The following is a 14,558-nucleotide window of genomic DNA, read 5'->3' on the forward strand; positions in this document are numbered from 1 at the left end:
AGGTCGGGAGAAGAAGACGCAGCCTGACTGCGCACACGGGCGCAGTCAGGCTGCAGGGCCTCAGCGTTGCGCCGTGGCCGGGGCGCCCAGCAGGCGCTGGATGTCGATGTTGTTGGGCAGCGCGTAGTCGTGGCTGCGCACGATGCGGCTGTCGTCGGTACGAACCAGCTTCAGGCTCACATAGGTGTACTTGGCAGCCGCCGAGTACGTGCCCACCAGGACCAGGGCCGCATTGTGGTTGCGGGCGATGTCCTTGATCTCGCGCGACAGCAGCAGCTCGCCCGTGCCTTCCTTGACGTACACATCGCCGCGCAGCTTCAGCTCCTTGACGTTGTAGCCCTTGGCGGACAGCTGGGAGGCGTACAGCTCGCTGAGCGTGCGGCCCAGCGGGGCCGAGCGCGTCAGGTCGTTGACGTTGACCACGGTGGCCACGAGCACGGGCGCCTCGCCCAGTTCCTCGGTGTTCAGGCCCTTGACCAGCTCGTCCACGGCAGCGCGGCTGCTGGCGATGAAGGGGTTGGCTGCGGCCGACTGGTAGGTGGGCTCGCCACGGCGTGCGGCCGAGAACTCGGGCGAAGGCGCGGGGGCGGGCACGGCGCAGGCGGACAGCAGGGCCGCCGCAGCCAGCACGGCCGGCAGGAGGGGCGTGCGCAGCGTCATTGGCCCACCACCTTCAGGTTCTTGGTGGGGAATTCGGGGCGCTCGTCCTCGGCCGTGAACAGCACGGCGTCGCTCTTTTCGAGGTAGTAGACGTCGGTCTTGCGCGCCAGGTACTGGTTGTTGCGCACCACCGTCGTCGTCAGCACGAGTTCGGGGTTGGGCAGGCGCTTGCCGTGGCGCACGACCTGGGTGCCGTAGCTCACCTGCAGCTGGGCCTGGGCCGGCTGCAGCATGACGGTCACGCCGCTTTGCACGAGCTTGGTGATGATCAGCTCACGAAAGCCCTTGTCGAACGGGCTGGGCTCGGCCGGCAGGGCCACGTGGACCGGCGTGGTGCGCTCGATGCCGGTCTTTTGCAGTGTCTCCAGCGTCTTGGCGACGACATCGTTGGCCACGGAGTCCCAGTGGCCGGCAGCGCCGATCTTGGGCTGGGCCGTGGCTTCGAAGTAGCTGGTCATCGGTGCATTGACGCAGCCCGCCAGGGCCAGGCAGAGGCCCGCCAGGGCCAGGCCGCCGGCGGATTTGAACGATCGCATGGATTTCTCCTCGGTGCGGGTGCGCGCTGCGGCGGATTGCTGCAGCTGCGCAAAGTGTCGATTGTGGCTTCGCCGCGAGGCACTGACAAGAAAGTGCCCCGTATCCGGATGTTGCCGTGCTCAGCCGTTGGCGCGCTTTTGCAGGATCTCGAAGGCAGGCAGGGTCTTGCCTTCCAGCACTTCCAGGAAGGCGCCGCCGCCCGTGGAGATGTAGCCGACCTTGTCCTCGATGCCGTACTTGGCGATGGCGGCCAGGGTATCGCCGCCACCGGCGATGCTGAAGGCGTCGGACTCGGCAATCGCCTGGGCCACGACCTTGGTGCCGTTGGCGAACTGGTCGAACTCGAACACGCCCATGGGGCCGTTCCAGACGATGGTGCCGGCCTTGCGCAGTTGCTCGGCCAGGCGGGCGGCAGTCTCGGGGCCGATGTCCAGGATCATGTCGTCGTCAGCCACTTCGGTGGCCTTCTTGACGGTGGCGGGCGCGTCGGCCGCAAAGGTCTTGGAGACCACCACGTCGGTGGGAATCGGCACCTCGGCGCCGCGTGCGGCCATGGCGTCGATCACGGCGCGGGCCTCGCCGACCAGGTCGGCCTCGGCCAGGCTCTTGCCGATCTTCAGGCCCGCCGCCAGCATGAAGGTGTTGGCAATGCCGCCGCCCACGATGAGCTGGTCCACGTTCTTGGCCAGCGACTGCAGGATGGTCAGCTTGGTTGACACCTTGGAGCCGGCCACGATGGCGGCCAGCGGGCGGCGCGGGTTGGCCAGGGCCTTGGTGATGGCGTCGATCTCGGCCGACAGCAGCGGTCCCGCGCAGGCAATGGGCGCGAACTGGGCGATGCCGTAGGTGGTTCCCTCGGCACGGTGGGCAGTGCCGAAGGCGTCGTGCACGAAGATGTCGCACAGCGCGGCCAGCTTGCGGGCCAGTTCTTCCTTGTTCTTCTTCTCGCCCACGTTCACGCGGCAGTTCTCCAGCAGCACGACCTGGCCGGGCGCCACCTGCACGCCGTCCACCCAGTCGGCGACCAGGGGCACTTCGCGGCCCAGCAGCTCGCCCAGGCGGCGGGCCACGGGCGCCAGCGAATCGGCGGGCTTGAACTCGCCTTCGGTGGGGCGGCCCAGGTGGCTGGTCACCATCACGGCGGCGCCGGCCTTCAGTGCCATCTCGATGGCGGGCACGGAGGCGCGCACGCGCGTGTCCTCGGTGATCTCGCCAGCATCGTTCAGGGGCACGTTGAGGTCGGCGCGGATGAAGACGCGCTGGCCCTGGGCCTTGCCCTGGGCGCACAGATCGGAGAAGCGGAGAATGTTCATGACGGCGGCGTTGCGATCGGTGGCGATCGCCATGGAATTGAAACGAAAAAGGGGTAAAGCGCGGCCATTGTAGGCGGCGTGCCCGCCCTGGCAGCGGGCGGGCGCACCGGCGATCCGGGGCATCGGGAGCGCCTGTAATCCGGTTTCAGCCGGGCAGCCGGGCGCTCTCGGTCGCTCTCGGCCGCGCTGCGCCTACCAGCCCAGGCCGATATGCAGTGGCAGATAGACCGCCATGCCAAGCGCGATCGTTCCCATGATGCTGCGCTTGTAAAAAAAATACATGACCGCGCAAGCCAGGGCCGGCAGGCGCGCATCGACCACGGTGGAGATCAGCCGGCCGTTGGTCATCACGATCTCGGGCGCAATCACGGCCGCCAGGGCCGCCAGCGGCGCGTACTTGAGGCCGCGCTTGAGCCATTGCGGCAAGGGCACCTCGCGCTCGGGAATCAGGAAGAAGGCGCGTGTGAACAGCGTGATGGCCGCCAGGCCCACGCAGGCCAGCCAGGGCCACAGCCAGGACAGATCCATCAGAGCGTTTCCTTTTCCTTGGTTGTTTCCACGGGTCGGACGTCTTCGTCCAGCGGCAGCCGGGCATGGCGCTCGCCATGGGCTGTATCGGGCGGGAGAATCACCGGGCCTGGCTCCCCTTTTTCAGGCGCCTGCAGTGCGCGCAGGCGCTGCTGCAGCGATTCCGCCAGCAGGCCTGCGGCCACGGCTGCCGCGATGGCCACGAGGATATTGAGCTTGAGCGGCAGCGCAAAGGTCGCCACGGCCGCGCTGGCCGCAACCACGCCTGCCACCCAGGTGGCACGGTCGTTGAGCATGGACAGCAGCACGCCCATCAGGGCCAGCACGCCCGCAAAGCCCAGGCCCCAGGACAGGGGCACCTGGTCGGCCAGCAGGATGCCCAGCGTGGACGGGATCTGCCAGGCCAGCCAGTTGGTCGATGCGGCACCCCAGAAATAGGGCAACTGCTCGGGCTGGGGCCGGGCATCGGGGTAGCGCTTCATGAAGCCCACGAAGATCACGTCGCCGCTGAAATAGGCGATGGCCAGGCGGTGGCGCAGGCGCAGGTGGGCAAAGTAGCTGCGCCACATGCTGCTGAGGATGACGAAGCGCAGGTTCACGCAGATGGCCGTGAACCAGACCACCCACATGGGCGCGCCCACGGCCATCAGCGGCAGCACGGCCAGCTGGGCACTGCCGGCATAGACCAGCAGGCCCATGAACAGCGCCAGGGGCAGGGACATGCCGCTCTTGATCATGGCCACGCCCGTGACCAGGCCCCAGGCGCCGATGCCCAGCGCCGTGCCCGACATGTCGCGCACGCCGGTCATGAAGGCGGGATCGCGCGCAATGCCGCGTGCGCGCTCCACCAGGGGCTGCAGGTTCATGGCGTGCCGCCGCTGGCAGCACCGTCCAGGATGGCTCCTTCAGGCAGATCGAAGCCGCGCAGGAAATCGCCCGCCGCCAGCCGCTTGCCGCCCGCGCGCTGCAGCAGCGTCATGCACAGCACGCCCTGGCCGCAGGCCACGCGCACGCCGTCGGCGCCTGCGGACAGCACGGTGCCGGGCACTGCCGCCGCCACGGCGGCGGCGGGGTCGGCGTGAGCCTCCCAGACCTTGATGGCTTCATCGCCGTACTGCGTGGCGCCGCCCGGGAAGGGATTGAAGGCGCGCAGGCGCCGGGCAATGGCCTCGGCATCCTGGCGCCAGTCGATCTGGCTTTCGGCCTTTTCGATCTTGTGCGCGTAGTTCACGCCCTCGGCAGGCTGGGGCGTGCGCGGCAGGCCGCCGCAGGCGCTCATCTCCAGCGCCTCGACGATGAGGCGCCCGCCCAGGTCGGCCAGCTTGTCGTGCAGGCTGGCCGTGGTGTCGTCGGCGGTGATGGGCAGGCGCTCGACCAGGCACATGTCGCCCGTGTCCAGGCCGGCGTCCATCTGCATGATGGTGACTCCGGTCTCGGCATCGCCGGCCTCGATGGCGCGATGGATGGGCGCGGCGCCGCGCCAGCGCGGCAGCAGGCTGGCGTGGATGTTCAGGCAGCCGCGCGGGGGCGTATCGAGCACCCACTGCGGCAGGATCAGCCCGTAGGCGGCCACGACCATGACATCGGCCTGGGCCGCTTCGATGGCGGCGCGGGCGGCGGCGGCCTCTTCGGGGTATTTGCCGTCCAGGCGCAGGCTGCGCGGCTGGGCCACGGCAATGCCATGCTCCAGAGCGCACTGCTTGACGGGAGAGGCCTGCAGCTTCATGCCGCGCCCGGCGGGACGGTCGGGCTGGGTCAGCACCAGGGGGACGGTGAAGCCCGCGGCGAGCAGGCGTTCAAGGGCAACGCGCGCGAACTCGGGCGTGCCGGCAAAAATGACTCTCATGCAATCCAGTAGGGACGGTGGGGACGGTGTGCAGGCTCAACGCCGATCGTCGTCATTGAACACTTCGTCGGTGAACATCACGCGGCGCACCACGCCGGCGGGGTCGATATGCACATGGGCCTGGCGGCGAATGCCATTTTCCAGAATACGGTAGGTCCAGATGTCGCCGTTGAAACTGTAGACCCTCTCGATCAGCGCAGGCGGGCCGAAGAGCTGACGCACGCTTTCGCGGGTGTCCTCGCCATTGCGCAGGGCGTGGAAGCGTTCGATGGTGAGCGCCTGCTCCACGCGCACCAGGCGCTGGCTGGCGTCGAAATCCATGTGGTAGACCTGCTGGCCTGCAGGCTGCCAGCTGTAGACCAGGCGCGTGCCGCCGCCGTCCAGCGGCAGGCTCAGGGTCGGGCGGCCCATGGAGCGCTCGATGTCGGCCCGTGGCGTGCCGGGCTTTTGCCACTCGGGTACGGTGCAGCCGACCAGCAGCAGGGACAGGGCCAGCAGCGCCCAGGCAACGAGGCCCGCGCCGTCCATCTTCCAGCGCGGCATGAAGCGAGGCGCTGGCAGGCGGGTCATGCGCGTTCTGCCTGTTTCTGCTGCTTGAGCAGCTTGGTCTTGATGCGGTTGCGCTTGAGCGGCGACAGGTATTCGACGAAGACCTTGCCCATCAGGTGATCCATCTCGTGCTGGATGCAGATGGCCTTGAAGCCTTCGGCCTCGATGATGCGTTCGTTGCCGTTCTCGTCCAGCGCCTTGACCTTGATGGCCGTGGAGCGCTCGACACCGTCGTAGATGCCGGGCACGGACAGACAGCCTTCCTCGCCCAATTGCTTCTCGTCGCTGGCCCAGAGCAGCTCGGGGTTGATCAGCGCAAAGGGCTCGTCGCGGCCTTCGGAGACATCGACCACGACCACGCGTTCATGCACATTCACCTGGGTGGCGGCCAGTCCCACGCCCTGGGCGTCATACATGGTGGCGTACATGTCCTGGACCAGTTGGCGAATGCGGTCATCGACCTTGGCGACCGGCTTGGCGACGGTGTGCAGGCGGGGGTCGGGATAGCAAAGAATGGGCAGAATGGACATGGCGTGGTCGGTGAATGTCGTTATTTTCGCCACTTTTCTGCCTGGGCGCAGCGGGACGACGCAATAAGCGTTGCCCTCTCATGGCCTTGCACGCAGAATCTTTGCTGATTTGTAAGACCTGTATGGCCGTTCATGACAAGATCGGCCGTGCCGCAGTGCCTAGGAGGGACGCTGTGTCAGACACAAGAAGAGGAATTCCATGACTGCATTCGCCACAGCTCGTACCTGGACTGTTGCCTCGGCCCTGATCGCCGCGTGTGCGGCGGCCCACGCGCAGCAGTATCCGGTGACGCCATCGCAGCGCTCGGCAGCCCAGCAGGTGGCGCAGCAGGGCGTTCCCGTGGGTGAGCTGGCGCCCGATGCGCCCGACAGCTACACCGTCAAGCGCGGCGACACGCTGTGGGGCATCTCCGGCATGTTCCTGCGCCGTCCATGGCGCTGGCCCGAGCTGTGGGGCATGAACATGCAGGCCATCGCCAACCCCCATCTCATCTATCCGGGCCAGGTGCTGTACCTGGACAAGCGTGACGGCTACGCCCGCCTGAGCACGGCCCGCCCCATGGGCGATGGCGGCGAGCCCGGCGTGGTCCGCATCACTCCGAGCACGCGCAGCGAATCCCTGGCCCAGGCGGCCCTGCCCACGCTGCAGCCTCATCTGATCGAGCCCTTCCTGGCCGAGCCCCTGGTCGTCGATGCCGAAACGCTGCTGCGCGCGCCACGCCTGATCGCCACCACGGACGAGCGCGTGCTCATGGCCAGCGGCGACCGCGCCTATGCACGCGGCACCGCCGAGGCGCCGCTGCGCAAGGGCGACGGCCTGCCGCGCCAGTACCGCGTCTTCCGCGATGCCGTGGCGCTCAAGGATCCCATCTCCGGCGAGGTGCTGGGCTATGAGGCCAAGTACCTGGGCCTGGCCGATCTCATCGAGGGCGAGACCACGCTGGAGATCGTCGACAGCAAGGGCGAAAAGCACCAGCAGAACTCTCCCGCCACGGTGGACCTGTCGCGTTCCAAGACCGAAATGCGCGCCGGCGACCGCCTGCTGCCCGCGCCCGAGCGCAGCTACATGAACTACGCGCCCCACGCGCCGCAACAGGCAGTGAAGGCCCATGTGGTTTCCCTGTACGGTGATCAGGCCGTGCGCTGGGCGGCCAACAACCAGGTCATTGCCATCAACAAGGGCACGCAGGACGGCATGGACGTGGGCACGGTGCTGGAGCTGATACGCCGCGGCGCACGCATCGTGGACAAGACGGGCGAGAAAAAGGAAGAGGTGCAACTGCCCGACGAACACAACGGCCATGCCATGGTGTTCCGGACCTTCGATCGCGTCTCCTACGCGCTGATCATGGAGGCGCGGCGCGGTGTTGAGGTCGGCGACAGCCTGACCTCGCCGGCTCCTTGAGCCACCACGGCCTGCCGGCAGCGCCATGGCGGCCGCCCTGCAGTCCACGGACCGGTTGGCTCCTGACGAACTCTCTGCCTGGCTCCGGCTGCTGCTGACGCCCGGCGTGGGCCGCACCACGGCCCGGCGTCTGTTGGCGGCCTGCGGTGGTGCGCAGGACATCTGGAGCGGCCCGCCGTCCGCTTGGCACGGACTGGTGACCGCCGCTCAGGCCCATGCCCTGCAGACCGTGCCCCAGCGCCTGGGCCAGCTTGTAGCGGCCACGGCGCAATGGCTGGACAAGCCCGCGTCCGGTCAATTGCACGCCGTGCTCGTGCTGGGCCACCCCCAATATCCGCAGGCGCTGCTGCAGACGGAAGATCCGCCACTGCTGCTGCATGTGCAGGGCAGCGAGCGCTGCATGGCAGGGCCGGGGCCCTGGTTCCCCTATCCCCAATCCCTGGCCATGGTGGGCAGCCGCGGGCCGACGGTCCAGGGCGCGGCCAACGCGCGTGCCATGGCGCAGGCGCTGGCCGAGGCCGGCCTGTGCATCGTCTCCGGACTGGCGCAGGGCGTGGATGGCGCGGCCCATGAAGGCGCGCTGCGCGCGGCGCCACGCCTGGGCGGACTGGCTGCTCCCGTCACCATTGCCGTCGTCGGCACGGGCCTGGACCAGGTCTACCCGCGGCGCCATGCCGCCCTGGCCCGCGAAGTGGCCAGCCACGGGCTGATCGTCAGCGAATATCCGCTGGGCACCGGCCCCATGGCCGCGCACTTTCCGCAGCGCAATCGCATCATCGCGGGCCTGTCCCAGGGCACGCTGGTGGTCGAGGCGGCCCTGCAGTCGGGCTCGCTGATCACGGCCAGGCTGGCCAGCGAACAGGGCCGCGAAGTCTTTGCCATTCCTGGCTCCATCCACGCGCCCCAGTCTCGCGGCTGCCATGCGCTGCTGCGCCAGGGCGCCAAGCTCGTGGAAACGGCGCAGGACGTGCTCGATGAGCTGCAGGGCACGGCCGCGCGCCTGCCGCTTCCCAAGCCCGTACCGGCAGCGGCAGCTTTCCAGTCCGCCCAGGACCCTGAGAGCGACGCCACCCTGCGCGCCCTGGCCCACGACCCGCTGTCGCTGGACGAGCTCATGGACCGCACAGGCATGGACGCCTCAGCCCTGCAGGCCCGCCTGCTGGAGCTGGAACTGGACGGCCGCGTGGAACGCCTGCCCGGCGGCCTGTTCCAGCGCCTGGCCCAGGCCTGATCTCAAAAACTGGCGCGTCCCCAAGCGGGAGATGCCGAGCAAGAGCCGCCTCGCGGTGGGGGCGCCTAGCCGATGGCATCGTCCCCCTCCCCCGCGAAGCGGGTAGAGAGGCGCCGTGCCCCGGGGGGAAGGCGCGTAGCGCCTCAGGGGGAGCTTAGCCTTTCAGGGTTCGCCTGAATCTTCTGCAGCGCATCCCGCGTCGCGCGCACGGTGAGCGCCTCCTCGTCATGCACGGCCAGCAGTCCGGACTGCAGGTAGGAGGCCATGCGCCGCAGCTGCAGCAGGTGGCAGGTGCCATCGAGCGCGGCGAACAGGTGCAGTTGCTTGCGGCGGCTGCGCCAGGTGTATTGCACCTGGATGCGCGCGCCGTTGTGGTCCAGGGTGAACCAGCGGCCCGTCTCCAGAGAGGCCGCCCATTCCAGCATCACCGGCTCCACGGCCGTGTTGGTGCTCGGGATGACGTTGAGGCCGGCCGTGTCCACGCCCAGGATCATCTCGATGTTCTCGGGCGACAGCGGCATGTCCTCGTCGAGCATGCCGTCTTCATTGATGTACTGCTCCAGATGGGCCAGCCGCTGCGCCATGGCCTCGATGCGGGCCGGGGCGATGGTCGCGGTCTTGGAGACAAAGGCCTCGGCCAGCGTGTCGGTGACCAGCTTGATGCGCGTGGACTGGGCGTCGCCCGTGACACCGATCAGGGCCAGTCCTTCGCGCAGGGTCTGCAAAAGCGTCGGCAGCGTCTGGATCACGCGCGAGCGTTCCTGGCGCGTGGGCTTGGCGCTGGCGGCCCAGACCAGTTCGCTGGCGGCCTGCTTGAAGCGCATGGTGCGCGCGTCCTTGGCGCCGTGGCGCACGGCGGCCAGGGCCAGCACCTCGGTCCAGGTCTTGAACAGGAACTCGCGGATCTCCTTGCGCACCGGCATGTCGGTGAGCAGGTGGCGCAGCTCGATCGTGTATTGGATGGCCAGGGTTTCCTTTTGCTCCACCTGCTGGGCCACGGTGACGATCTTGGCCTTGTCCTGCGACTGGGTCAGGTAGCGCGCCAGGAAATCCTCGAACTCGCGCAGCACCAGCACGAACACTTTCTGGCCCGTTTCGGGGTATTGCTCGATGACCTGGACGATGCGCCGGATCTCGGACTCCAGCGCGCTGCCGCTGATGCTGGAGGCGTCGAATCCCATCACGCAGGAGCCCAGGCGGTCGATCAGCAGCCGGGCCGGATGGCGCAGGTTGCTGAAGAATTCCGGCTCGGCCAGTGCCACGCGCAGCACCGGCACCTGCAGCCGGGCAAACCAGACGCGCACCGAGGGCGGGATGCGGTCCTCGGTCAGGATGGCCTGGAACATCAGGGCCACGATCTCGATGGTGGCCTTTTCGCCCGAGGTGGTGGCCTTGCGCTTGAGGTCGGCCGAACGTTCGCGCACCTGCCCGACCAGCTGGCCGATGGCAGCCGGGCTGACATCGATGTGCAGCGTGGTCAGGCCCTGGGCCAGCATCTGCTGGTACTGCGTCTGGGCCACCACGCGCTGCTCCAGCAAGGCCTGGGTCAGCGCGGCCGATGCGGGCGCCTGGGGCATGCCTGCGCCCACACCGGGCACCAGGCCCTGCACGCCCACGCCCGGCTGCATGAGCAGGCGGCGCAACTGGCCCACGACTTCCTGGGCGCGGTGGCGTGCGCGCGAAAGGGTTGTCAGGCCTACGGGCATGGCGGGCATCGCCGGCATCTGGCCATGGGGGGGCGCCGCAGTGTCGGGCGGGTAGGCGGCAGCGCCGGGCACGCCGCCCATCTGCGTGGGCGCATAGGCCGAGGAATGCTGTGATGCAGTGGCATGCTGCGATGCCGCAGCAGGTGGCGCGGCGGTCTGGCCCAGGCCCATGGCGCGCGTGGAGTTGCCTGCCTCGGTGCGCCGCACGCGCATGGCCACGTCCTGTGAGCGGGTGACGCCCTGGCCGTCCAGCAGCACATGGGCGGCCTGGTACTCGGTCACCAGCACGGGCGCCAGGGCCGTCTGCAGCAGGTCCAGCACGCGCTGCAGATCACCGCGCTGCAGGCCCGTGGCCAGCCATTGCTCGACCAGGTGCCGGCACACGGTTTCGGTACGCAGGATGTCGTCCGAGGGCAGCTCGCGGCCCTCGATGAACTGCATGCGCAGACGCAGCGTGTCGAAGGCCGGCGCTGCGGTCTCTCCCATGGCCAGGGCCATGCGGGAGGCCAGGATCTTGTTCTCCACCACATCGTCGCTGAGCAACTCGAACTGCAGCGCGCCGCGCTGCGGCACGGCGGCAGGCGCGGCTTTGGCCGGCTGCAGCGCGCCTTGCAGGGCCTGCATGCTGGCGTTCAGCCAGGCGTTCTGGTGCTGGCGGTAGTTGCCCCAGGCTTCACGCCGCTCCTGCATTTCGCGCTGCGTGCCCACGGCCTGGGCCTGTTGCTCCATCTGCGCCAGCAGCTGCTGGGCCACGCCGGGCAGGCCCTTGCACAGTCCTCGCACCCAATGCAAACGCGCCTGCTGGCCCAGGGAGGACTGGGGGCCAGCAGGCGCGTTGGAAGGGTGGGGCAGGGAGGGCATGCCCGGGAGTGTAAGCCGGTCCAGGGCTAAAACATCCGCTTACACGGTGGCGCCGGCGTTGGGGTCGTTGGGGTCCGAGGAAGCCTTGGGCGCCTTGATCAGATCCTCGCGCTTGACGCCCAGCCACATGGCGATGGCGGCGGCCACGAAGACCGAGGAATAGATGCCGAACAGGATGCCGATGGTCAGCGCCAGCGCGAAGTAGTGCAGGCTGGGACCGCCGAAGAAGAACATGGACAGCACCATGGCCTCGGTGGAGGCGTGGGTGATGATGGTGCGGCTCATGGTGCTGGTGATGGCGTGGTCGATCACCTCGGTGGTGCTGAGCTTGCGGAACTTGCGGAAGGCTTCGCGGATACGGTCGAAGATCACGACCGACTCGTTGACCGAGTAGCCCAGCACGGCCAGCACGCCGGCCAGCACCGACAGCGAGAACTCCCATTGGAAGAACGCGAAGAAGCCCAGGATGATGATCACGTCGTGCAGGTTGGCGATCACGGCGGCCACGCCGAACTTCCACTCGAAGCGCATGGCCAGGTAGATCACGATGCCCAGCACCACGAAGCCCAGGGCCATCAGGCCGTTGTGCATGAGCTCGTCACCCACCTGCGGGCCCACGAACTCGGTGCGGCGCAGCGTGACTTCGGCGTCTTCCTTCTTGAGTGCCGTGAGTACTTGCTCGCTTTGCTGGGCCGAGGTCACGTCCTTTTGCACGGGCAGGCGGATCATCACGTCGCGCGATGTGCCGAAGTTCTGCACCGTGACATCGGCGTAGCCGAGGCCGGCGACCGTGTCGCGCACCTTGGCGATGTTGGCGGGCTGGGTATAGGCCACCTCCATCACGGTGCCGCCCGTGAATTCCACGGACAGGTGCAGGCCGCGGGTGAGCAGGAAGAACACGGCCAGCGCGAAGGTGATGAAGGACACCGCGTTGAGGATCAACGCGTACTTCATGAAGGGGATGTCTTTGCGGATGCGGAAGAACTCCATGGTCTTCCCCCTTTCAGTTGTTGGCGCCGGAATCGGCGACGCTGGATCCCTTGGCCGTCACCGAGCGCAGCTGGCTGGTGTCTTCAGGCTTCCAGACCTGGCCGATGGAAATGCTCTTGAGCTTCTTGCGGCGGCCGTACCAGAGGTTGACCAGGCCGCGCGAGAAGAACACGGCCGAGAACATGCTGGTCAGGATGCCGATGCAGTGCACCACGGCGAAACCGCGCACCGGGCCGGAGCCGAAGGCCAGCAGCGCCAGGCCCGCGATCAGCGTGGTCACGTTCGAGTCCAGGATGGTGTGCCAGGCGTTCTCGTAGCCTGCATGGATGGCCGCCTGCGGCGACGCGCCGCCGCGCAGTTCCTCGCGGATGCGCTCGTTGATCAGCACGTTGGAGTCGATGGCCACGCCCAGCGCCAGCGCCATGGCGGCGATGCCGGGCAGGGTCAGCGTGGCCTGCAGCATGGACAGGATGGCCAGCAGCAGCAGCACGTTGACCGACAGGGCCACCGTGGAGATCACGCCGAACAGCAGGTAGTACACGCACATGAAGGCCGCGATGGCCACCAGGCCCCAGACCACGGAGTGGATGCCGCGGTTGATGTTGTCGGCGCCCAGGCTGGGGCCGATGGTGTATTCCTCGATGATCTCCATGGGCGCGGCCAGCGAGCCGGCGCGCAGCAGCAGGGCCGTGTCGTTGGCTTCCGCCGTGGTCATGCGGCCCGAGATCTGCACGCGTCCGCCGCCGATCTCGGTGCGGATCACGGGAGCCGTCACGACCTCGCCCTTGCCCTTTTCGAACAGGATGATGGCCATGCGCTTGCCCACGTTCTCGCGCGTGATGTCCTTGAAGATGCGTGCGCCCTTGGCATCCAGCACCAGGTTGACCGTGGGCTCCTGGGTCTGGCTGTCGAAGCCGGGCTGTGCGTCGGTGAGGTTCTCGCCGGTCAGCACGACCTGCTTTTGCACGATCACAGCCTGGGCGTTGCGGTCCAGGTATCGCTCGGAGCCGAAGGGCACGGGGCCCGAACCCAGTTCGGCGCCGCGCGCCTCGGAGGATTCGTCGACCAGGCGCACTTCCAGCGTGGCCGTGCGGCCCAGGATGTCCTTGGCCTTGGCCGTGTCCTGCACGCCGGGCAGTTGCACGATGATGCGGTCCAGGCCCTGCTGCTGGATCACGGGCTCGGCCACGCCCAGCTCGTTGATACGGTTGTGCAGGGTGACGATGTTCTGCTTGAGCGCCTGCTCCTGCACCTTGCGCAGGGCTTCGGGCTTGATGGAGGCCAGCAGCTTGAAGCCTGCGCCATCCGGCTCGGAGGTGGCTGCCAGATCGGGGAACTGGTCGGAGACCAGGTTGCGCGCGGCCGTGAGCATGGCTTCGTCGCGCACGCGGATCTCGACGGTGTTGCCGTTGCGCGAGACGCCGCCGTGGCGGATGTTCTTGTCGCGCAGCGAGCTGCGCAGGTCGCCGGCAAAGGAGTCGGCCTTCTTGGTCAGGGCGGCGGCCATGTCCACCTGCAGCATGAAGTGCACGCCACCGCGCAGATCCAGCCCCAGGTACATGGGCTTGGCGCCGACGGCCGTGAGCCATTGCGGCGAGCGCGACACCAGGTTCAGGGCCACGATGTAGGCCGGGTCGTTGGCATCGGGGATCAGGGCCTTCTGGATCACGTCCTTGGCCTTGAGCTGCTCGTCGGGCGTGTTGAAGCGCGCGCGCACCGAGGTGCCTTCGATGGACAGGACGTCGGGCTTGACATCGGCAGCCTTCAAGGCCTCTTCGACTTTCTGCAGCACGGCGTTGTCCACCTTGATGGTGGCCTTGGCCGAGGAGACCTGCACCGCAGGCGCCTCACCGAAAAAATTGGGCAGGGTGTAGAGCACCCCTACCAGCAGCGCGATCACGATGATCGCGTACTTCCAGACCGGATATCGGTTCATGATCGCGCTCTTCGCTCTTTGTAGACAGCAACGCACAAAAGGGTGTGCTGCCGCCTGCGCGGTCCGCACACCCGCAAGACAGGGACAGCGCTTACTTCAGCGTGTCCTTGGGCAACACCTGGACGACGGCGCTGCGCTGGATCTGGACTTCCACACCCGAGGCGATCTCGATGTGCAGGAATTGCTCGGACATGCGCGTCACGCGGCCGATGATGCCGCCGGCCGTTGCCACTTCGTCACCCTTGGCCAGTGCCTCGATCATGGAGCGATGCTCCTTCTGGCGCTTCATCTGCGGACGGATCATCACGAAGTACAGCACCACGAACATCAGCGCCAGAGGCGCCATGCCCATCAACTGCGACATGAAGTCGCCACCGGAGGCTGCTGCTGCGGGTGCGGTCTGGGCAAAAGCGGAAGAAATAAACACGGGCAAGACTCCAGGATTGGAAGGTCGAAAAAGGGTCGC

The 14,558-nt window shown here is 67.7% G+C and carries 14 protein-coding genes; 2 read left to right on the top strand and 12 right to left on the bottom strand.

The window, feature by feature from the left end:
- Nucleotides 1–60: 60 nt before the first annotated feature.
- The 8 genes from ACF8NF_RS05150 to def form a co-directional block, all read right to left on the bottom strand.
- Nucleotides 61–660 (bottom strand): FlgO family outer membrane protein, encoded by a 600-nt coding sequence (locus ACF8NF_RS05150; protein ID WP_016449354.1) that lies wholly within the window; start codon nucleotides 658–660, stop codon nucleotides 61–63.
- Nucleotides 657–1,196 (bottom strand): hypothetical protein, encoded by a 540-nt coding sequence (locus ACF8NF_RS05155; RefSeq protein ID WP_074920911.1) that lies wholly within the window; start codon nucleotides 1,194–1,196, stop codon nucleotides 657–659. Before ACF8NF_RS05155 ends, ACF8NF_RS05150 begins: the two co-directional genes overlap by 4 nt.
- Nucleotides 1,197–1,316: 120 nt before the next feature.
- Nucleotides 1,317–2,510 carry a phosphoglycerate kinase gene (locus tag ACF8NF_RS05160; RefSeq protein WP_026062985.1) on the bottom strand — a complete coding sequence of 398 codons (1,194 nt, stop codon included), beginning with the start codon at nucleotides 2,508–2,510 and terminating at the stop codon, nucleotides 1,317–1,319.
- Between the two features lie 192 nt (nucleotides 2,511–2,702).
- Nucleotides 2,703–3,038 carry an AzlD domain-containing protein gene (locus tag ACF8NF_RS05165; RefSeq protein ID WP_012202761.1) on the bottom strand — a complete coding sequence of 112 codons (336 nt, stop codon included), beginning with the start codon at nucleotides 3,036–3,038 and terminating at the stop codon, nucleotides 2,703–2,705.
- Nucleotides 3,038–3,904, bottom strand: a complete 867-nt coding sequence (locus ACF8NF_RS05170) for an AzlC family ABC transporter permease (RefSeq protein WP_392450197.1) — start codon at nucleotides 3,902–3,904, stop codon at nucleotides 3,038–3,040. The genes ACF8NF_RS05165 and ACF8NF_RS05170 overlap by 1 nt, the downstream gene beginning before the upstream one ends.
- The gene (gene fmt, locus ACF8NF_RS05175; RefSeq protein ID WP_016449358.1) at nucleotides 3,901–4,884 is read right to left on the bottom strand and encodes a methionyl-tRNA formyltransferase; all 984 of its coding nucleotides are present in this window, start codon (nucleotides 4,882–4,884) and stop codon (nucleotides 3,901–3,903) included. The genes ACF8NF_RS05170 and fmt overlap by 4 nt, the downstream gene beginning before the upstream one ends.
- Nucleotides 4,885–4,920: 36 nt before the next feature.
- Nucleotides 4,921–5,454 carry a membrane protein gene (locus ACF8NF_RS05180; protein WP_034366210.1) on the bottom strand — a complete coding sequence of 178 codons (534 nt, stop codon included), beginning with the start codon at nucleotides 5,452–5,454 and terminating at the stop codon, nucleotides 4,921–4,923.
- Nucleotides 5,451–5,963 (bottom strand): peptide deformylase, encoded by a 513-nt coding sequence (gene def, locus ACF8NF_RS05185; RefSeq protein ID WP_016449360.1) that lies wholly within the window; start codon nucleotides 5,961–5,963, stop codon nucleotides 5,451–5,453. Before def ends, ACF8NF_RS05180 begins: the two co-directional genes overlap by 4 nt.
- A gap of 199 nt (nucleotides 5,964–6,162) precedes the next feature.
- Between def and ACF8NF_RS05190 the strand changes: the two genes are divergently transcribed.
- Entirely contained in the window at nucleotides 6,163–7,368 is a 1,206-nt protein-coding gene (locus ACF8NF_RS05190) for a LysM peptidoglycan-binding domain-containing protein (RefSeq protein WP_074920909.1), read from the top strand.
- 25 nt (nucleotides 7,369–7,393) lie between these two features.
- Nucleotides 7,394–8,599, top strand: coding sequence for a DNA-processing protein DprA (dprA, locus tag ACF8NF_RS05195; protein ID WP_392450199.1), 1,206 nt, complete (start codon nucleotides 7,394–7,396; stop codon nucleotides 8,597–8,599).
- A gap of 143 nt (nucleotides 8,600–8,742) precedes the next feature.
- On the opposite strand, the gene ACF8NF_RS05200 is transcribed toward dprA, so the two are convergent.
- The 4 genes from ACF8NF_RS05200 to yajC form a co-directional block, all read right to left on the bottom strand.
- Nucleotides 8,743–11,166 (bottom strand): DUF1631 family protein, encoded by a 2,424-nt coding sequence (locus tag ACF8NF_RS05200; protein WP_250439023.1) that lies wholly within the window; start codon nucleotides 11,164–11,166, stop codon nucleotides 8,743–8,745.
- Nucleotides 11,167–11,205: 39 nt separating this feature from the next.
- Nucleotides 11,206–12,156, bottom strand: coding sequence for a protein translocase subunit SecF (secF, locus tag ACF8NF_RS05205; protein ID WP_017404054.1), 951 nt, complete (start codon nucleotides 12,154–12,156; stop codon nucleotides 11,206–11,208).
- Nucleotides 12,157–12,169: 13 nt separating this feature from the next.
- Nucleotides 12,170–14,092, bottom strand: a complete 1,923-nt coding sequence (secD, locus tag ACF8NF_RS05210) for a protein translocase subunit SecD (protein ID WP_016454252.1) — start codon at nucleotides 14,090–14,092, stop codon at nucleotides 12,170–12,172.
- Nucleotides 14,093–14,183: 91 nt separating this feature from the next.
- On the bottom strand, nucleotides 14,184–14,519 hold the full coding sequence (gene yajC, locus ACF8NF_RS05215; RefSeq protein WP_016449366.1) for a preprotein translocase subunit YajC: 336 nt from the start codon (nucleotides 14,517–14,519) through the stop codon (nucleotides 14,184–14,186).
- Nucleotides 14,520–14,558: the final 39 nt, after the last annotated feature.

It is taken from the genome of Delftia sp. WSY_22, assembly GCF_043104185.1.
GTDB classification, from domain to species: domain Bacteria; phylum Pseudomonadota; class Gammaproteobacteria; order Burkholderiales; family Burkholderiaceae_C; genus Comamonas; species Comamonas tsuruhatensis.